General features: G+C 55.7%; 19 protein-coding genes. 11 read left to right on the top strand and 8 right to left on the bottom strand.

Annotation, left to right across the window (positions count from 1 at the left end; translation table 11 throughout):
* The first annotated feature begins 356 nt into the window (after nt 1-356).
* Complete coding sequence (locus HMPREF2609_RS10475; protein ID WP_080972598.1) at nt 357-485, top strand: cell division protein FtsL; 129 nt, start codon at nt 357-359, stop codon at nt 483-485.
* A gap of 172 nt (nt 486-657) precedes the next feature.
* Here the strand turns inward: HMPREF2609_RS10475 and HMPREF2609_RS01855 are convergent, their stop codons facing one another.
* The 4 genes from HMPREF2609_RS01855 to pheA form a co-directional block, all read right to left on the bottom strand.
* On the bottom strand, nt 658-1,440 hold the full coding sequence (locus tag HMPREF2609_RS01855) for an ABC transporter permease (protein WP_070534712.1): 783 nt from the start codon (nt 1,438-1,440) through the stop codon (nt 658-660).
* Complete coding sequence (locus HMPREF2609_RS01850; protein WP_070534711.1) at nt 1,430-2,371, bottom strand: ABC transporter ATP-binding protein; 942 nt, start codon at nt 2,369-2,371, stop codon at nt 1,430-1,432. Before HMPREF2609_RS01850 ends, HMPREF2609_RS01855 begins: the two co-directional genes overlap by 11 nt.
* Nucleotides 2,372-3,187: 816 nt before the next feature.
* Complete coding sequence (gene serS, locus HMPREF2609_RS01845; protein WP_070450636.1) at nt 3,188-4,492, bottom strand: serine--tRNA ligase; 1,305 nt, start codon at nt 4,490-4,492, stop codon at nt 3,188-3,190.
* A 110-nt stretch (nt 4,493-4,602) separates the two neighbouring features.
* Complete coding sequence (gene pheA / locus HMPREF2609_RS01840; protein WP_048751677.1) at nt 4,603-5,568, bottom strand: prephenate dehydratase; 966 nt, start codon at nt 5,566-5,568, stop codon at nt 4,603-4,605.
* Nucleotides 5,569-5,708: 140 nt separating this feature from the next.
* Here pheA and HMPREF2609_RS01835 point away from each other — a divergent pair, with 140 nt between their 5' ends.
* Nucleotides 5,709-6,638, top strand: coding sequence for a hypothetical protein (locus HMPREF2609_RS01835; protein WP_070534709.1), 930 nt, complete (start codon nt 5,709-5,711; stop codon nt 6,636-6,638).
* 136 nt (nt 6,639-6,774) lie between these two features.
* Here the strand turns inward: HMPREF2609_RS01835 and HMPREF2609_RS01830 are convergent, their stop codons facing one another.
* The gene (locus tag HMPREF2609_RS01830; RefSeq protein ID WP_070534707.1) at nt 6,775-7,638 is read right to left on the bottom strand and encodes a spermidine synthase; all 864 of its coding nucleotides are present in this window, start codon (nt 7,636-7,638) and stop codon (nt 6,775-6,777) included.
* Nucleotides 7,639-7,912: 274 nt separating this feature from the next.
* Nucleotides 7,913-8,233, bottom strand: a complete 321-nt coding sequence (locus HMPREF2609_RS01825) for a thiamine-binding protein (RefSeq protein ID WP_013398021.1) — start codon at nt 8,231-8,233, stop codon at nt 7,913-7,915.
* A gap of 406 nt (nt 8,234-8,639) precedes the next feature.
* On the opposite strand from HMPREF2609_RS01825, the gene pta reads away from it, so the two are divergent.
* Entirely contained in the window at nt 8,640-10,733 is a 2,094-nt protein-coding gene (gene pta / locus HMPREF2609_RS01820) for a phosphate acetyltransferase (protein ID WP_048751675.1), read from the top strand.
* 99 nt (nt 10,734-10,832) lie between these two features.
* Here the strand turns inward: pta and HMPREF2609_RS01815 are convergent, their stop codons facing one another.
* Nucleotides 10,833-11,774, bottom strand: a complete 942-nt coding sequence (locus tag HMPREF2609_RS01815; RefSeq protein WP_070534704.1) for a type IV toxin-antitoxin system AbiEi family antitoxin domain-containing protein — start codon at nt 11,772-11,774, stop codon at nt 10,833-10,835.
* 166 nt (nt 11,775-11,940) lie between these two features.
* Here HMPREF2609_RS01815 and HMPREF2609_RS01810 point away from each other — a divergent pair, with 166 nt between their 5' ends.
* The 7 genes from HMPREF2609_RS01810 (at nt 11,941) to HMPREF2609_RS01780 (ending at nt 17,627) form a co-directional block, all read left to right on the top strand.
* Entirely contained in the window at nt 11,941-12,264 is a 324-nt protein-coding gene (locus HMPREF2609_RS01810) for a metal-sensitive transcriptional regulator (RefSeq protein ID WP_006888377.1), read from the top strand.
* Nucleotides 12,265-12,321: 57 nt separating this feature from the next.
* A complete protein-coding gene (locus HMPREF2609_RS01805) occupies nt 12,322-12,537 on the top strand; it encodes a heavy-metal-associated domain-containing protein (protein WP_023133507.1) in 216 nt (71 codons plus the stop codon).
* 2 nt (nt 12,538-12,539) lie between these two features.
* A complete protein-coding gene (locus HMPREF2609_RS01800) occupies nt 12,540-12,977 on the top strand; it encodes a hypothetical protein (protein ID WP_048753608.1) in 438 nt (145 codons plus the stop codon).
* Between the two features lie 89 nt (nt 12,978-13,066).
* Entirely contained in the window at nt 13,067-15,466 is a 2,400-nt protein-coding gene (locus HMPREF2609_RS01795; RefSeq protein WP_070534702.1) for a heavy metal translocating P-type ATPase, read from the top strand.
* Nucleotides 15,467-15,641: 175 nt separating this feature from the next.
* The gene (locus HMPREF2609_RS01790; RefSeq protein WP_070534700.1) at nt 15,642-16,334 is read left to right on the top strand and encodes an O-methyltransferase; all 693 of its coding nucleotides are present in this window, start codon (nt 15,642-15,644) and stop codon (nt 16,332-16,334) included.
* 72 nt (nt 16,335-16,406) lie between these two features.
* Nucleotides 16,407-16,835, top strand: coding sequence for a DUF2703 domain-containing protein (locus HMPREF2609_RS01785; protein WP_070534698.1), 429 nt, complete (start codon nt 16,407-16,409; stop codon nt 16,833-16,835).
* 132 nt (nt 16,836-16,967) lie between these two features.
* Nucleotides 16,968-17,627 carry an NAD(P)H-dependent oxidoreductase gene (locus tag HMPREF2609_RS01780; protein ID WP_048755347.1) on the top strand — a complete coding sequence of 220 codons (660 nt, stop codon included), beginning with the start codon at nt 16,968-16,970 and terminating at the stop codon, nt 17,625-17,627.
* Between the two features lie 44 nt (nt 17,628-17,671).
* On the opposite strand, the gene HMPREF2609_RS01775 is transcribed toward HMPREF2609_RS01780, so the two are convergent.
* A complete protein-coding gene (locus HMPREF2609_RS01775; protein ID WP_070534696.1) occupies nt 17,672-17,932 on the bottom strand; it encodes a hypothetical protein in 261 nt (86 codons plus the stop codon).
* A gap of 194 nt (nt 17,933-18,126) precedes the next feature.
* Here HMPREF2609_RS01775 and HMPREF2609_RS01770 point away from each other — a divergent pair, with 194 nt between their 5' ends.
* Nucleotides 18,127-18,855: a nitroreductase family protein gene (locus HMPREF2609_RS01770; protein ID WP_048753598.1), complete on the top strand. Its 729-nt coding sequence runs from the start codon at nt 18,127-18,129 to the stop codon at nt 18,853-18,855.
* Nucleotides 18,856-18,877 lie beyond the last annotated feature (22 nt).

Here is an 18,877-nt window from a genome sequence, read left to right as displayed (position 1 = left end):
TCCTGGTAAGTCTTATCCTTACCAATGGATCAGCTCAGGTCGTTTTCATCATCCATAACACTATCAAGCATATCCGTAATATCTTGAGTTAGTGTTACCCGCCAGGAAGGGGCTGGCAGGTCAGAGAGCCAGCTCCTTCCGCTTGATGCGGAAAGCAATAGTAGATATCCCCCATGTTAACACACTGATACTCGCAAGCGATGGCACCCGACTGCTCATCCTCTATCTCGCACCAAATCCACCACATACTTTTTAGGTAAAGGTAATACTGCCCTCTTCCCAGGGTACGCCGCAGCACAATCACCTTAGTAAACCCCTGTGGTCAACTCTTGGGGCAGGAAGGCGGCGGGAAGGTCATGACGTTCTTCGAACTCATGGAAACAGCCCAAGCAATCCTGGTAAGTCTCATCCTTACCGATGGATCAGCTCAGGCTGTTTCATACACTGTTGATGCGCTTAAGGTTATCGTTCGTAACCTGAAGTAACATCACCCCACAGGAGAGGTTCGGGTGTTGAGAGCGCTCGAACCTCTCTGCACTTTAAGGTGAATTATCTACAGTGCTTTTCACCTTAGTAACACCCCCATGCTAGCGCACCGGCTTTGCCACCGTACTTCCGTCGTTGGTGGGTTCCCCCGCACGATTGAGAGGGCAGGAACTAGACCCTGTGCGTATCCTTACTCAAGCACCAAGCTGCACCCGCCACAAAAATCACCAGCCACGCCACCAGGTTCACCAAAGCCCAAGGATCCCATTCCACCCCCACAGGCAAACGAGCCAAAACACCTAACCCGTACGACGGCAGCCAATGCGCAATATCCTGAAGCGCCTGAGGAAAAAGGGACAGCGGAAGAAGCAACCCACCAAATGAAGAGAACACAGAGATAATAAGATTAATAAGCGTTTGCGCACTATCAGCGGACATAAAATAGCCCACAAAAATACCAAACGCAGCAAAAGCAGAACTTCCAGCAATAATAATGAGCGACGACTGCACCGCCTGCCACGCATCCAAAGGCATACCCGTCACAAGCCCCAGAACCATCATCACCACAACAGCGATAGCACCCAGCAACATAGACGAGATCACCTTCGTAATAACGTACCCTAAAGGCCGAAACGGCGTCAGCGCAAGGGCACGCGACCACCCCTGAGCACGCTCAATCGGAATAGCAGCACCGGCAGCCGAACTAGAGACAATAGCAGCATAGGCGCTGATCCCGATCATATAGTAGGTCCCGGTATTCACCGCCCCTTCCAGGCTGTCACGCTGCGGGTAGGCGAGCATAAAGAAGAACATAACAGGAAGCAAAATAGCCAGGATAAAGACCCGCAAATTACGGAATTTCCTGCGCAGCTCCAACAGAACAACAGTGCTATTAATCCACACGGGACGCACCTGAGAAAGACTCGCCGCCTGGGCACTAGTGTTATTTGGCATTCTTGCGCTCTCCTTCAGAATCGGTCTCGGTCAGTAACACAAACGCATCATCTAAGGAAGACGATGTGATCTCCAGGTTCTTAGCGAACCCATCAGCAAGCAGATGCGAAGCAACAGCGTCCGCATCAGCGGCGGAGATTTCCAAGCGAATACCGTGCAACGATACTGCACTCACACCATCAAGAGCACGAAGCTCCGCAAGACGCTCCTCAACCTGCTCAGACGACCACGCATCATTGACCGTCGCACGCAAAGTAGAACCCCGCGCATACGACCTGATCTCGGCAGGAGTCCCATCCGCTACCACATGCCCCTGATTAATAACCACCACACGATCAGCAAACTCATCAACCTCAGCCAAATAATGAGTCGCAAACAAAACAGCACGCTGATGATCCCCCGACTGAGTCACCGACGCCCAAAAATCACGGCGACCCTGCACATCCATACCAGCCGTGGGCTCATCAAGAATCAAAAAATCCGGATCAGTCAACAACGCAATAGCAAAACGAAGACGCTGCTTCTGCCCACCAGAACATTTCTGCACAAGCGTCTTAGCATTACCCTCAAGCCCGGCCTGAGCCAGAACAGCAGAAACATTCTTAAGCTTGCCGTACAAAGACGCCATATATTGCACGGTTTCTTTAACCGTCAAATCAGGAAGCAAACCACCATCCTGCTGCACAGCAGCAACACGCCCCGCTTTAACAGCATGCTGCGGAGTCGTCCCAAAAACCTCAACCGACCCAGCATACGGTTTAGTCAAACCCAAAATAATATCAACCGCAGTACTTTTCCCCGCACCATTCGGCCCTAAAAGAGCAACAATCTCACCAGGATTAACCGTCAGATCAAGACCATGCAAAACAGTAGTACTACCAAACTTCTGAACAACATCACGCATCACCACCGGAGGCGAAGAAGGCATCATCAGCAGTTCCTTTCAAGAGCTATAAAGGCTGAATACATCTGTGTCATCACATATGAATACACACAAAGGTAGTTACACCCATAAAAGAATAGTTTTATTACTTTTACTGCTGAAGAGGTGAATGAATAGAAATAGAAATAATGTGTAGAAGTCTCAGGTGCGTACTTAAACACATACCAACAATACACCCAATATAATTCTATATGAACCCTGTTAAGTGAATATGCAGACCGTATTTTCGAGCTTCTGCTTATATTTGTTGGGTAAAGTTAATACTCCCTCTTCCCGGGGTACGCACGCGCCACGCATATCAAAGTAAAATCCCTGCGCGTTGATTCTTGGGGCAGAGAGGTGGTGTGGTTAGGATGTCTTTCTATGAATTCATAGAAACGACCCAGGCAATCCTCGTGAGCTTCATCCTCACGGACGGATCATCCTGGGTCGTGTCAGCCATCTATGATTACGTCAAGAACCTACTGGAAATCTTGAAGTAGTCCCCACCTGGGGCTCGGAAGTTCCCGCTTCTGAGCCCCTTCTTCGTGTGCGAAAAGATGACTTTGCATATCAAAGTAATATCATCATGCTATCACACCGCCATAGCTGTTTTATCAGCCTCTAGCGACTCGGCGAAGTACCCGTTTTTACACCACAGGAATAACCTCAGCATCACCCATATACGGACGCAGCGCCTCAGGAATACGCACCGAACCGCCCGGATGCTGAGGGGACGAAGGGCCGCACCTTCCGAGCGCGCGAGGGAATCAAGGGGCGCCCGGAGTGGAGACCCACTCCAGCACCCCTCAAACTATCTCAAACCTACAACGCGACCGGAATAACCTCAGCGCCGCCCATATACGGGCGCAGCGCCTCAGGAATACGCACCGAACCGTCGGGCTGCTGGTGTGTCTCCAGAATCGCCACAACCCAACGGGTAGTCGCCAAGGTGCCGTTGAGGGTTGCGACCGCGCGGGTACGACCTTTGCGCACATTGCCCGCATCGTCTACGGTGTCTGCGGTACGTTCGCGTATGTTCAGGCGGCGTGCCTGGTAGGTGGTGCAGTTCGAGGTCGAGGTCAGCTCGCGGTAGGTGCCCTGGGTGGGAACCCACGCCTCACAGTCGAATTTGCGTGCGGCAGAGGTGCCCAGATCCCCTGCGGCGGTATCAATCACGCGATACGCAAGGCCGCATTTTTGCAGCATTTCCTCTTCGAGGGCGCGCATCTGCTCGTGTATTTCTTCCGCCTGCTCCACCTGGCAGTAGACGAACATTTCGGCCTTGTTGAACTGGTGCACGCGAATGATACCGCGGGTGTCTTTACCTGCGGCACCGGCTTCGCGGCGATAGCAGGATGACCAGCCCAGGTATTTTTTGGGTCCGTCGCTAAGGTCGAGTATTTCGTCCATATGGTAGCCCGCAAGCGCCACCTCCGAGGTGCCGACCAGGTACAGGTCATCACGTTCGAGGCGGTATATTTCGTCGTCGTGCTTGACGTTGAACCCGGTTCCGTTCATGATCTCGGGGCGCACGAGGGTGGGGGTTGTCATCATGGTGAAGCCGTTGGCTGTTGCCAGATCGAGTGCCATCCACATGAGCGCCTGCTCCAGGCGGGCAACCTGCCCTTTGAGGAAGTAGAAGCGCGAACCGGAGACCTTGGCGCCGCGCGCCATATCGATGCCGCCGATGAGTTCGCCTATTTCCAGGTGGTCGCGCGGTTCAAAACCTTCTGCAGCGAAATCGCGGGGGGTGCCGACTTCTTTGAGCACCACGAAGTCGTCTTCGCCGCCGGTGGGTACGCCGTCGATAATCAGGTTTTCGATGGAGCTTAGCAGCTCTTCATATTCGGCGGTTTTCGCCTCAGATGCCGCTTTCGCATTTGCTACGTGGGCGGCGAGTTCTTTCGCCTGCGCTACGAGAGCGGGTTTCTCTTCCTTGGGCGCCTTCGCCACCTGTTTACCGAAGGCATTCTGTTCGGCGCGCAGGTTCTCGTAGGTGCCGATCGAGGCGCGGCGTGCGGCATCCGCCTCAAGAATACGGTCTACGTGGGCTTCGTCTTTGCCGCGTGCTCGCTGGGAGGCGCGGAAAATCTCGGGGTTTTCGCGGAGGAGGTTAATATCAATCACATATCAATAGTACCCAGTCGCCCCCAGCCGTAAAAAGAGTCTTGATATGAATAAAGTGTTGAAAACCTTCTGTATTCACATCACGAGCGTTTTTATACGATCGCAGGGGGTTAGCGTTTCAGATGCGCAGGTCGCCCACCCGGGAAGAGCGATTCCACCCAGGCATGGGCAGCATCGAACGAATTCTCGGAGTGGATGCGCGGCGCAACGGTGGGCTGCCGGTCGGCACGCGGGTACGATCCCAGGTATTTAATGCCGGGTGCTATGCGGTGCAGGCCACGCAGGGCGTCGCGCATCCGGGCCTCATAAATATGCCCGTCTGCGTCCACGCTGAACATATAGGATCCCATCTGCCTGCCGGTGGGGCGCGATTCGATGCGTGAGAGGTTAACGCCGCGCGAAGCAAACTGTTCGAGCAGTTCCAGGAGCGCACCCGAACGGTTTTCGGGAGTGCCCTCTCGATTTTCGGGCAGAGGGATCGTGAGCGTCGTCTTATCGGCACCGGTAGGCTCTGGAATATCCGCGGTGCTGCTGATAAGCACAAACCGGGTGACGGCGTTTTTGTTATCGCCAATGTCCTCGGCGAGCACATGCAGGTCGGGGTGAGTTGCCAAAAGCGCGGGGGAACAAATCGCGGCATCATATGCGCAGGAAGGGTCAAGCAGACCCACGGCTGCTGCCGCAGTAGAGGAACCGGGTAGATACTCAGCGGTGGGGATAGTCTCATCTGCCCATTGCCGCACCTGGGCCCAGGCGTGCGAGTGGGTTGAAACGGTTTTAATATCTTCCAAAGCGAGCGGATGCGCCGCGACCAGCACGAACCTGATGGGCACCAGAACCTCGCGGATAATGCGCATTCCCTCGGAAACCGCGATCGCATCAAGAGTAGCGCTCACCCCGCCTTCGACCGAATTCTCAATGGGCACCATGGCGGCATCCACATCGCCACTGCGAAGACGTTCGAGCGCATTAGGCACGCTGGTGGCGGGAATGCGTTCGGCACCGACCGCGCCGGGCACGGAAAGCAACGCGGATTCGGTAAAGGTGCCTGAGGGTCCAAGGTAGGTGTATCGCATGGGTTCAATCTTAGCGCGAGGTGGGTTCGGCACCGCCACAAGCTCGCAGGATGAGACGTTATTTAACACAAGGTTGAGCTCTATGACGCATATCGTCTTCGTGCGCTGAGTGGTGTTCATGTCGTGCCATACTTGAGGATATGTCACCCAACTTCACGCTTCTTGATCAGCTTTATACCCAGGAAAGGCTGCTTAATTCCGGGTATACCCGCACCACGATGCGGCGTAAACTACGCACAAAAGAGCTGGTCAGCGTGCTTCAAGGGGTGTATATTGCCGCATCGGTCTGGGATTCTTTTACGCCTTCCCTTCAGGTTTTGGCGCGCCACACCGCGCTGGCACTGCGTGACTCTACATGCGTGTTTTGCCTGTCTTCGGCGGCGTTTTTATACGGTCTGCCGCTTCTGCATGTGCCGCAGAATTTGCATGTGCTTGCCGGATATTCGGTGCGAGGGGCGGCGTCGGACGGCATTCTGGAGCATACAAGCAATGAAGCCTCAGTACAGGTGACGGTTTTACGCCCGAATTTTCGGGTTACTGAGCTCTCGCAGACCCTCCTGGATTGTGCCCGCACACTTCCCGTTCTTGAAGGATGCGCCCTTGTCGATGCCGCGCTGCATCGCCGAATGCTTGCCCCCGAAGAGATTTTGCCGCGTTTGCAGGCGAGCCAAAATTCGGCGGCCACCCATATTGCCACGCATGCGGATGCGCGCAGCAGCTCACTTCTGGAAAGCGTGGCGCGTCTGCAGCTGGTTGAGATGGGTCTTCCTGCGCCCGTGCATCGGCTGGATTTTGAGGCATATCTGCTGGGGACTTCGGATGCGCATGCCCCGAACCGAGCCTCGGACTATGCGGGTGTGTACCGCATGTTACGCACCCGGCAGGCGAGTTTCGTGTGGCTCGAACAGCGGGTGGGTCTTGCAATGGTGGCTTCCGACGCCGCGCTTCCTCACGCGGATGTACCCACCCCCGCAGGTTGGCATATGGTTCAGGTTCGGTGGGAAGATTTTTATCCTTCGTCGCGGGTGCTTCGCGAGAAACTGCATCCTTATTTTCCGCAGCTTGGGTAAGTGCTTTTTGGGTACATAAAATATATTCCGATATAGGAATATAAGGTATTTGACTAGTATAAATAAAAATTTTTGCCGATATATGCCATATTCCCGATCAGGCATATAGCAGGTATCAGGGTTAGACAAATGCGATTTATGCACCCTTCCGGGCGAAGGCCCGAACCTTCTCAGTATCCCAATACTGGGCAGGTACTCCCCCACCCATGAGGACGCGAGAAATAGATGCCGCCTCGGCACTTCTAAGCTGCGGAAGCGGAACATGTGAACCCGCCAGAATAATATTTCCGCGCCGCCTTCCTTTAAGCATTGCGGAATCGGCCACAATACTCACGTATTCAAACACCTCAAGCAAGGCGGCGGCTTCGGCACGGGCGGCATTAAGCGCGCGGTCATCGCCGCAGTTGAGAATATACAGTCCACCGGGCGCCAGGGAGTGATCAACCGTCCGCACGAAATCCACGCCTGTAAGTTCCACCGGAGTTTTATCTACCGCGAACACATCGCGAATAACTACATCGCGCGATGCCGGTGCAAACGAGCGAGTGACGGTGCCTGCATCACCCACCCGAATTTTTACGCGCGGCGACTTAGGAATATCAAACCAGTCACGCACATGTTCGGCCAGCTTGGCATCAAGCTCCACAACGGTATTGCGTGAATTTGGGTATACGTCCGCGCAATAGCGCGCTAGAGAACACGCCCCGCCACCCAGATGGGTGATACGCAGTTTTTCGGGATTAAGATGAGTCTGAATATGCGAGTCGAGAACCGCAACAATCCAGCGCATGTACTCAAAATCGAGCATGCGCGGCTGCCCCACTATTACATGCGAAGACTGCACACCGTTGATGAGCAGAAGCCAACCATCAGAGTGGTAACCATCGGGCACAAGCTCAGCCTCACCGGTCGAAATGGGGTACACACCGGCAACCGCACCTGTTTTGTTCGGATGCTCGGCGCGGCGCGAGGCAGCGTTGCGGTTTTTCTTTTTCGCCATGCACATAAGCCTACGCTAGGTTCGGGCAGCAGGCAGGAATTCGAGCCTTAAACCGCGAACCTGCCTGTCGCTGCCCGAGCTACCAGGTCAGCCGTATATGCCTAATCTGGAATACAGTTGAGTTTTCCTGCGGCACACGCATTTCAACGGCTAGAAGTACCTTCACAAGGACTGTAAGCACCACCCGTTACGCACGCATAGAGCATCGCCACGATAGCCGTTAATTCTATATGCCGCATACAACATATAGCCTTGTCAAGCCAGTATTCCGAGCTTATTTACCAGATTCCATCTGATCTATAGCCGCATTGAGACGCTGCACCTTACCCTCAATTTCGCCATGATCGTGACCGGGGCGAATATCGGCCTTGACCACCAGTGAGACGCGCGGGGCACGTTTCGTCACCGCCTCGGTAGCGCGTTTAATAACATCCATGCACTCGTCCCAGTCGCCCTCAATCGTGGTGAACATGGGCCCGGTTTGATGCGGCAGACCGGAAGAACGAACGATAGATACGGCCTCGGCAACCGCATCGTGAACAGAACCGTCGGCGGAACCCCCGCCCGTAGGAGCTACAGAAAATGCAAACAACATATTTCAATCGTAGGTTCTCACACGAAAAATCTACAGAGAGCCGACACGCGCCCCGGGGACTTTCGCTGAAAGTACAAGAATTTTGCATAATACTGCGTGAAAGCGACGTTTGATAGGGCGAGATATTTGATTGTGTGTTTAGTGCATGACAGCATGCTTTTCGCCACAAAAGGTTTCTCAAGCCCCACTTAAAACCATATTAACCACGAAAATACGCACCAAAAACACACCATGATGCAGTCTTCAATCCCTCTCGCACCGCGACAAAAGGTTTGCCCGACTCTCAACCCCGATAAGATAGAAAGGACAAGACAAACTCGACGAGAGTCGCCGCATCCGGCGCATCCAACGTACGTACCGGATTGTTAGCGCGCCCCCGCCGAACGTTCAACGCCAAAGGAGCACTATGACCACCGGCATTTATCTCTCGGCGATGACCCAGGACTCAGGCAAATCCCTGATCGCCCTGGGCCTCGCAGATTCCCTTGTGAAGCGCGCCGATCGAGTAGGCTTTTTCCGCCCCATTTTCAAGGGCGAAACTGCCAGCGATGACCCCATGATCCGCCTGATGAAAGAGCACTTTAACCTCTCTGACGAGCAGGTGGGCGGCGCAGTATCGCTCACCGAGGCACTAGAGTTCATTGCGGAGGGCAACACCGAAGAAATTTCGGCCCGCGCGGTTTCCGCCTATGAAGAAATTGCCGCCCACAGCGATGTTGTGATCGTGGACGGCATATACCTGACCGCCCAGAACGCACTCGCCGTCGAGTTCGATCTCAACGCCCAGGTTTCCCGCGATTTAGGTCTGCCCGTGATCGCTATCGTGGGTGCGAACGAGGCATCCCTCGAAGAGGCAACCAACGCCGTAGAGGTTGCACGTTCCGAGCTTAAGGCAGCCAAGGTTGATCTGTTCTCGATTATCGTCAACCGTGCCGACCCCGAGCTGCGTGAGAGCATTGAGAAGAACGTTAAGCTGGGCGAGCATAAGTTCCCCGTCTACGTTCTGCCCGAAATCGCAGACCTGGGTAAGCCCACCATCGCGGAGGTCGTCTCCGCCCTCAAACTCGACGGTTCGCACCTGTCGCAGGAAGATCTTGGCCGTGACATTAACGAGATCAAGATTGCCGCAATGACCGTCTCAAACTTCCTCAACCAGTTTGCCGACGGCGACTTCGTGATCGTTCCCGGCGACCGCGCCGATGTTGTGGCCGCGACCCTCGCATCCGCGCTTTCGCCCACGTTCCCGGCACCTTCGGGTATGCTGCTCACAGGCGGGCTCAACAACCTGCCCGGCAATAACACCGCTGTGGGTAGCCTGCTTGAAAGCGCGCCTTTCCCGGTACTATCGACCGACCGCGACACCTTTAAGTCGGCGCGCGCTGTTTCCCGCGTGCACGGCAGCGTGATCAGCGGCCAGGCTCGCAAGCTTGCGAGCGCATTCGGCGGCTGGGATGAATACGTGAACCAGGAAGAGCTGCTTTCACGCCTTGAGCTTGAGCGCCCGGCTTCGATGACTCCGCTGCGATTCCTGCACAACCTGATTGAGACCGCCCGCGCGAACCGCCGTTCCGTGGTTCTGCCTGAGGGCTATGATGTGCGTATTCTGCGTGCAGCCGAGATGATTGCGCGCCGCGATTTCTGTGACCTGATTCTGCTGGGCAACCCGGATAAGATTTCGGAAATCTGCCAGGCTGAGGGTATTAACTTGCCTGCCTCGATTCGTATTATCGACATTGCGAATAACGAATACAGTGAGGATTTTGCGGCAACCTATGCTGAACTGCGTGCGCACAAGGGCATGACTATTGAGGGTGCGCGTGAACGCATGAGCGATCCCTCATATTTCGGTACGATGCTGGTTTACAAGGGTCTTGCGGATGGCATGGTCTCGGGCGCTATCAATACGACCGCGAACACGATTCGCCCCTCGCTGGAGTTCATTAAGACCCGCCCGGGCACCAAGATTGTGTCTTCGGTGTTCCTGATGCTCATGGAAGACCGCGTGCTGGTGTACGGCGACTGTGCCGTGAACCCGAACCCGAATGCCGAGCAGCTGGCGGATATTGCGAAGGCTTCCGCCGAGACTGCGCGCCAGTTCGGGGTTGATCCAAAGGTGGCTATGCTCTCGTACTCGACCGGTACCTCCGGCTCTGGTGCGGATGTGGATGTGGTGCGTGAGGCAACCGAGATTGTGCGCGCCTCTAACCCGGATTTCGCGGTGGAGGGTCCGATTCAGTACGATGCGGCCTCGAACATGTCGATTGCTTCGACCAAGATGCCCGACAGCCAGGTGGCGGGCCAGGCGACCGTGTTTATTTTCCCTGACCTGAACACCGGCAACAACACCTACAAGGCTGTGCAGCAGTCTTCGGGTGCCCCCGCCGTTGGCCCCGTGCTGCAGGGTCTGCGCAAGCCTGTGAACGACCTTTCACGCGGTACCACCGTTGAGGACATCATCAACACGGTGGCGATCACCGCTATCCAGGCGCAGGGGATGTAAGGGTGTAAAGCTCTTTATTGGCTAGGGACGCTCGGTATCGACGGGCGTCCTTTTGCTTTGCGCTCACTAAGTCGTACACTTTGCTGCATATTCGTAGGGTTAAAGCGTACGACATGCAGGAAAGTGTACGGGCTTTAGATACGGAACAAGGATGTCTCGCAGACCTGCCGAGGTTGGGTAAAGGTCTTCCCAATGTGCACGCACCACATGCCATCCTTGGTTTTGGATAATCTTCTCGCGCTCACGCTCGGCAATAAGCGCCTCTTCGGTGGGAATCCCAAAAGTACCACGATATTTCATGCGTCCATCAATTTCGAGTACGAGTTTATATTCTTTCCACGCAAAATCGCTGTAGTAGTTTCTTCCACGGTGGGTAAATTTGTATTGCAGCTCAGGGACTGGAAAACCGTGAGCAGACAGGTGGAGGCGGGTAACAGTTTCGGCGACCGACCCGGAACGCTCATCTACAGCCGCAGCGACTTTTCGGGCTTTAGCCGACCCTCGACGCGATACAGCTGTGAGGGATTCCTGAACCTCAGCGGATGTGACGAGACCCCGATGAAGTATGCCATCGCCTATACAGCAGGCTTCATAAAAAGGAAGATTGCGAGCACAATCAACAAGCGTATCCAGCGGATTAAGTGTTCTCAAAAACTCCTCAATCCAGACTGCACGTTCTTGAACCTCAGCGGTTGTGACATGGTACATCACCCGTGTGCGGGCACCACGCCTGACGGATTTTGAGGTTGCCGCATGTATTTTCTGAGGCATCTGCAAGAGAGGAATACCGTGTAAAAATGCCGCCGATTCGCGGGTAAAAGTTAGCTGAGGTGCACGGCGGGCAGCGGCTACATGGTACGCAAAGTTTTGTTCTTGAGTACTCCATGAGCTCCACTTCTGCAGGCTAACATAGACGCCTCTTACCAGCGGAAATATGGTATTCGATCTTTTGAGCTTTGCGAGATAGCGTTCCGAATAGCCTTCAGCAATGAGGTCGCTATATGTTTTGATGCTATCGATGATGTACTTCATTGTCGTCATATAGAAATCATGGCATGCAAATCATAAGTCGTACACTTTGCTGCATATTCGTAGGGTTAAAGCGTACGACATGCAGGAAAGTGTACGATTTACGACGCGAGGGGGCAGATTTACAGACGGCGAAACAATGTTGCACATATACCCCTGGGAGGTATAGGCTAAAGATATGACAAAGCGTGATTCCTCAGCACAACCACACGGGTATACCCCAAACAAGGAGGCGCATTTGAAGCGCCTGCGCCGCATCGAAGGGCAAGTGCGCGGTATCGCCCGCATGGTCGAGGAAGACAAGTACTGTATTGATGTGCTTACTCAGGTCGCGGCGGTTTCCAAAGCGCTTCATGCAGTCTCTCTCAACCTGCTCGAAGAACATATGGGGCATTGCGTCACCAACGCCGCGATTGAATCCGAACGTACAGGTGATGCGACGATCGTTGATGAGAAAATCAAAGAGGCAACCGCCGCAATATCCCGCATGATGCGCAGCTGACACGCGGGCGGCGCATCCACAAGTTTTGTAATTCCAAAAATTCTGGAAGGAACCATCATGGCAATCACCACCGTCAAAGCAACCGGCCTCACCTGCAACCACTGCGCCATGAGCGTGAGTGAAGAAGTCGGCGAAGTTCCGGGCGTCACCGGCGTGAACGTAGACGTGGTCAAAGACGGCGTTTCGACCGTCACCATCGAGCACGAAGGCACCCTCAACGCACAAGCCGTAGCGGACGCCATCGTTGAAGCTGGCTTCACTCCCGCCGTCTAATCATGGCGTATTCTCCGCAGTACCAGGCAATGGCGGTCGGGGCAGTGCGCGCACTCGTAGGCACCGAGAACATTCACCTGACCGAGGCGATTTCCCGCGTGGCACGGCAGATGGGACTCGACTCCGATCTGCTGGATGCGTGGGTGCGCGACTTCACCCCCTATACGGCGCGCGAGGATCAGCGCGGGCTGAAACGGCGGGGCGCATCGCGTATACATTCCTCACAGGATCATGCGGCGAATACCCCCGCTGACGGCACCGGCGATAAGCCGCATCCCGGTGTGCACGGCACCGCATACGACGCCCTCGCTCAACGCCGCACATTCAGGCGTGCCGCCGTCACGCGGGTTCGCGGGGTGAACAATCGAGGCTCAAAACTAACCGGGCAGCGACCGCGCAGCAACCGTGCCGATGGACTGCCGGACGAAGGCGAAGTATAGATCAGGGCGGCCTGCGGCAGGCGCATCCGCAGCAGGCAAAACCCGAAGACAGCACAGCATCGTGAGCATTGAGAACAGAGGCGAAGAACATGGGTAACTCAACTCAAACAGCATCCACCACAGCTGAGAACGAGCGTTCTCTTTTCGATTCCTCGGCTAATGGCGGGCAGACGCGCATTATCCACCTGGATGTTCAGGGCATGACGTGCGCATCCTGCGTGGGCCGCGTGGAACGTAAACTCCGCAAAATTCCGGGGGTTGATCCCGCCGTGAACCTGCCGCTGGAGTCTGCGCGCGTGATCGTTCCCGCCGATATTACCGATGAGCAGATCATTGAAACGGTCAATAACGCCGGGTATACGGCATCGCTCAAAACCGAGGTTCGCGATGCAGAGTCCGAAGAGAGGACCAACGCGCGCAGTGGGGGCTTGGGGTGGCGCATCGTTGTGGCGTTGTTGCTGGGTGTGCCGATTTTCTTGATTTCAATGTTCCCCACGTTCCAGTTCCCGCACTGGGGCTGGGTGCTTGCGCTTATCACGCTGCCGGTTGCGGTCTATAGCGCCGAGCCGTTTCACCGCGCCGCTCTCACGAACGCACGCCACTTCAGCAGCACGATGGATACGCTGGTTTCTCTCGGCGTGATTGTCGCCTACCTGTATTCACTCGCGCAGCTGTTCATGAACCCCGGGCTGACCGAGCATGTTCACCCCATGCAGGGGGGCATTCTCGGCATGTTCTTGAGCGGTAACCATGCGCCACTGTATTTTGATTCGGCGTCGATGGTGACTTTATTCCTGCTGATCGGGCGGGCAGTTGAGCACCGCACACGAACCCGCTCTTCTGAGGCTCTGCGCACCCTGCTGAGCCTGGGAGCACGCACCGCGACCCTGCTTCGTACCGACAAGCGGGGAACCACGCGCGAGGTGCAGATTCCGGTCGAGGACCTGCTGCCGGGAGACGAATTCTTGGTGCGCCCGGGTGAAAAAATCGCCACTGACGGCACGGTTATTGCAGGGTCTTCCGCCGTGGACGCCTCCCTGCTGACCGGCGAATCGGTGCCTGTCGAGGTTTCGGCGGGCGATGCGGTCACCGGCGCAACCCTGAACACCTCCGGGTCGCTGACGGTGCGCGCAACCCGCGTGGGCTCTGAGACGACGCTCGCGAAAATGGGCGAGCTGGTTGCCGCCGCTCAGGAAACGAAGGCACCCATCGCGCGCCTTGCCGACCGTGTTTCTGCGATTTTCGTGCCAATAATTCTGGTGATTTCACTCCTGACCCTCATCGGGTGGCTGGTTGTATCGCACGATGTGCCGCGTGCGTTCAACGCGGCGGTTTCGGTGCTGGTGATCGCCTGTCCGTGCGCACTCGGTCTGGCAACCCCCACGGCGCTGCTGGCGGGCACCGGGCGCGGCTCGCAACTGGGCATACTGATTCGCAACGCGCAGGTGCTGGAAACTACGCATACAGTGAACCGCATCGTGCTGGATAAAACCGGAACCGTCACCGAAGGCACAATGCGCGTGGCGCGCTTTGGAACCTTCGACGATTTCACCGAAGTCACGGCCGACAACGCCTCTTCAAAGAGCGAACGTTCTGTATCTATTCTGAGCGATGCCGCAGCCGTGGAGGCACTGAGCGAGCATCCAATAGCCCATGCTATTGCGCGTTTTGCGACAGAAAATTATGGAGCATTTCTCGGTACCGTCGAAAATTTTGAGGGTGTGCCCGGAGGTGTGCGCGGTGAGCTTGTGCCCGCCGATACCGACGGGGAGTCCCGCCGCCTGGTGCTGGTGGGCACCCCCGAATACCTGCTGCAGGCGGGCGTTGCACTCACCGAGAAGCAGCATCAGATGCTCGCGCAGGCGCGCTCGGAAGGGCTGACCACTGTGGCTGTGGCTCGCGCAATCGGCACGAAAGATCCCTTGCCTGTCGGGCTCATCGCGCTGGCGGACTCCCCCAAGCCCGAGTCGGCGCAGGCTATCGCTGAGCTTCACGAACTGGGCTTAGAGCCTGTACTGCTGACCGGCGACGCCCCCGAGGTTGCCCAGGCTATCGCATCCAGCGTGGGGATTAAGCCGGGGAACGTCTTCGCGGGGGTCACGCCCGAACGTAAATCCGAAGTTATCGCGCAGCTTCAGGATGAAGGCTACCGGGTGGCGATGGTTGGCGACGGCGTGAACGATGCACCCGCCCTGGCCCGCGCAGACCTGGGCATGGCAATGGGCTCAGGTACGGATGTTGCGGTGCAGGCGGCGGATATTGTGCTGATGCGCTCGGATATGCGCGCTATCCCCACGTCGCTGCGGCTTTCGCGGGCGACTTTGCGCACTATCAAGTCGAATCTGTTCTGGGCGTTCGCATACAACACTATCGCGGTGCCGGTCGCAGCGGCAGGGTTGCTGAACCCGATGATTGCGGGCGCGGCCATGGCGTTCAGTTCGGTGTTTGTGGTACTCAATTCGATGCGCCTCACCCGATTTGAGCGTTAGCCCGGTTTGGGACGGGGGGGGCTTCGTCTTTTGTGCGTCTTCGCGCAAATCCCTTGTACTCCCCCTGCTGACGCTGGCATGATAAGAAGAATCACATGACCGCACTATTTTCAGGGGTATACCTCTGAATTTTGTGGTGCAGGTAATTACGTGCCGAAGCATCCGGGAGATTCACATGCCCAAATTAACCCCGCAAATGTTCACATTCCTCAACGACCCACCGATCGAAGACACACTCTATGATCTCTACGATGCCACACTCAAGCAGGGCAAGCGTATGTTCATGCATTTTCTGCCGAAAATCCACCAGATTTTAGGCAGGGGGATTGATTGGGAGACCGAGAACGAAGATTTTTATACCGATAAATACATCCCCATAACCCCGCAGCAGGGCGAGTTTCTGTATATGCAGGCGCTGGCGAGCGGCGCGCGGAATATCGTTGAGTTTGGTACGTCCTACGGCATCTCGACGCTGTATCTTGCCGCCGCCGCAAAACGCAATGGCGGGCGCGTAATCACCTGCGAATACGTGCCTCATAAGGCTGAGGCCGCGCGGAAAAATTTTGAGCGGGCGGGGCTTGCGGACTATATCGAGCTACGCGAAGGCGATGCGCTGAAGACCCTGCAAGACTTGGATTTCAGCCCCGATTTTGTGCTTCTCGACGGGTGGCCTGACCTGGTGCTTCCCGTCTTTCAGCTGTTGGAGCCGCATCTTGCCGACCGCGCCGTGATTGCCGTAGACGATGTTGAGGGATTTGGTCCGTCTATGGAAGATTACCTCGACTATGTGCGCACGCCCGCCAACGGATACGTCTCAGTGACCATGCACCCGAGCAAGGCCCTGGAATACACCGTAAAAGTGGCGTAAACACTGGCGTGCCCACGCCCCATCTCATCACAACCGAATAGATTATAGTTTCAAAAGAAAAGGTAGTCCCTGATGAAAACTCTACCTATTATCTGGCAGCACCTTGTCAATACCGAAAAACAAACCTGCTCACGGTGCGGTACAACAGGTGAGGAGCTGAGCAAGGCTTTACAGGTATTGGAAGCTGAGCTCTTGCCTCAGGGTGTTCAGCCTCATCTGGAAATCCGTACAATGAGTGAAGAAGAATTCTTGACTCATCCTGAGGAATCCAATCGTATCTGGATTATGGGTGTACCCCTGGAAGATCTAGTGGGTGGGATACAGGGAAGCAGCACCTGCGACGATGTGTGCCACGGTGAACAGTGCCGAACCGTCGAGTCCCAGGGGAAAACATATGATGCAGTTCCAGCCTCTCTGATTGTGCAGGCCGCTCACCGGGCTCTTTCACCCGAAAAACCAGCTGAAGATCGGCGGCGGTTTGTCCAAACGATATGTTGTTAGCCGTAGGAGCGCATCTAAAGCACGCTTTGGGCAACGCAGTCAATCACGCTGTGCGAAAAAACCGGCGGGAGGCGCATCCCTGCTCGATATACTAAATTCCGTCATAGAAACCCAGCACAGAAAAGGAAAACCATGATTCTCACTCGTGAACAAGCACTCGAAATTTTCAAGCGCCGCGTTTCTACCCGCTCCTACGACCCTGCCCGTACAATCAGCGATGAAGACTTCAACACAATCCTTGAGTTTGGGCGCCTCTCCCCCAGCTCGGTTGGTTCCGAGCCGTGGAAATTCCTGGTGATACAGAATAAAGAGCTGCGCGAGAAGCTCAAGCCTATCGCCTGGGGTATGGCAAACACGCTCGATGACGCCAGCCACGTGGTGATTATTGTGGCGAAAAAGAACGCCCGCTACGATTCCGATTTCCTGCTGCAGGCGCTCGCGAAGCGTAATCTTCCCGAAGACCAGATGCAGATGGCGCTGGACAGGTACAAAAAGTTCCAGGTACACGATATGAAGATCGCCGACGACGAGCGTTCCCTTTTCGAGTGGACTAGGAAGAACACTTATATTGCGCTGGCGAATATGCTTACGGGCGCAGCGATGCTCGGCATCGATTCCTGCCCCGTTGAAGGCATAGACTACGATGCGGTCACCCAGCTCCTCACCGAGGAAGGGCTCCTCGACCCCGAGGATTACGGCGTATCCGTTGCCGCAACCTTCGGCTACCGCTCGCGCGAGATCGACCCGAAGCCGCGCAAGCCGCTTGATGGGCTCGTTGTGTGGGCCAAGTAGTCTGCTCTTTTTGAGTTCCCGCCCGATCTCTTCGTACCGGCCAGCTATTCTTCGCGGTGCTCCCGGTATTTATCATGTGCCGTGCGACCAAGTTTCTTTCCGGTTTTTGTGGCGATTTTGCGTTCCGCCTTATGGGCGGCGCGCTGGGAGGTATCGCCCGAATCCCGCATAATACCCTTGAGAATAACGGCACCGATAGCCACGAACGCAATAACAACAACTGCAAGCACAACGGGGAATATCCAGCCGGGCGCATCAGCCTGTTCGTTGAGGGTATCGTGGGCAAGAATGTTCAGAAGTATCACAGAGCCTCCTCGTTCTTATACTGCGCCTGCTTCTTTCCACTATAAAACCTATGCTCACAAGGGGCTTTATACGGCATCGCGTTCACTTAAATATCCAAAATTATGCGTGAATTTCGCGCCCGCGAACGCTAGCCTTAAAGGTGAAGGCAAGTTTTATATGCCTTCGGAACGCCGCCGTGGAAAGGAGTCGCATAATGTCCCTGCTAGACTTGCTGAACCGCCGCCGTTCGGTGCGCCACTACGACGAGAACCAGCCCATTGATGCCAATGTTGTCAAAGAGTGTTTGCAGGCGGCTCAGCTGGCGCCCACAAGTTCAAATATGCAGCTGTACGAGCTCTACCACGTGACTGATCCCGCCACCCTGAATAAACTCGCCGCTGCGTGCATGCACCAACAGGCCGCCAAGACCGCGCAGCAGATGGTGGTGTTCGTAACACGCCAGGATTTGTACCGCCGCCGCGCGAAAGCCGCGCTGGAATTTGAACGCGGCAATGTTGAGCGTAACAGCCCGCCTGAGAAGCAGAAAGACCGCATCAAGAATTGGGAAATGTACTACACCAAGGCTATGCCGCTCCTGTACGCACGCTGCTTTGGTCTGCTGGGCGCATCCCGCGCGGCAATGGCGAATTGTGCGGGCCTATTCGTTCCGATGATGCGTGAGGTTTCGGAGCACGATTATCGCGTGGTTGTGCACAAGAGCTGCGGCCTGGTGGCGCAGACGTTTATGCTCGCAATGACCGAGGCGGGGTACGACACCTGCCCGATGGAAGGCTTCGACAGTCACCGCGTGAAGAAACTCCTCAACCTGCCGCGCAATGTCGAGATTAATATGGTGGTCGCCTGCGGTATCCGCAAACCCGGCCACGGCATCTGGGGCGAGCGCTTCCGCCTGCCCTTCGACGAGGTTTACCGTAGGGTTTAGAGTCTGGCGGGCCGAAGTGAAG

The organism is Rothia sp. HMSC058E10 (assembly GCF_001809415.1).
In the GTDB taxonomy this organism is placed as follows: Bacteria; Actinomycetota; Actinomycetes; order Actinomycetales; family Micrococcaceae; genus Rothia; species Rothia dentocariosa.
Note: the sequence above shows the minus strand (reverse complement) of the source record. Positions and strands in the feature narration are given on the sequence as shown.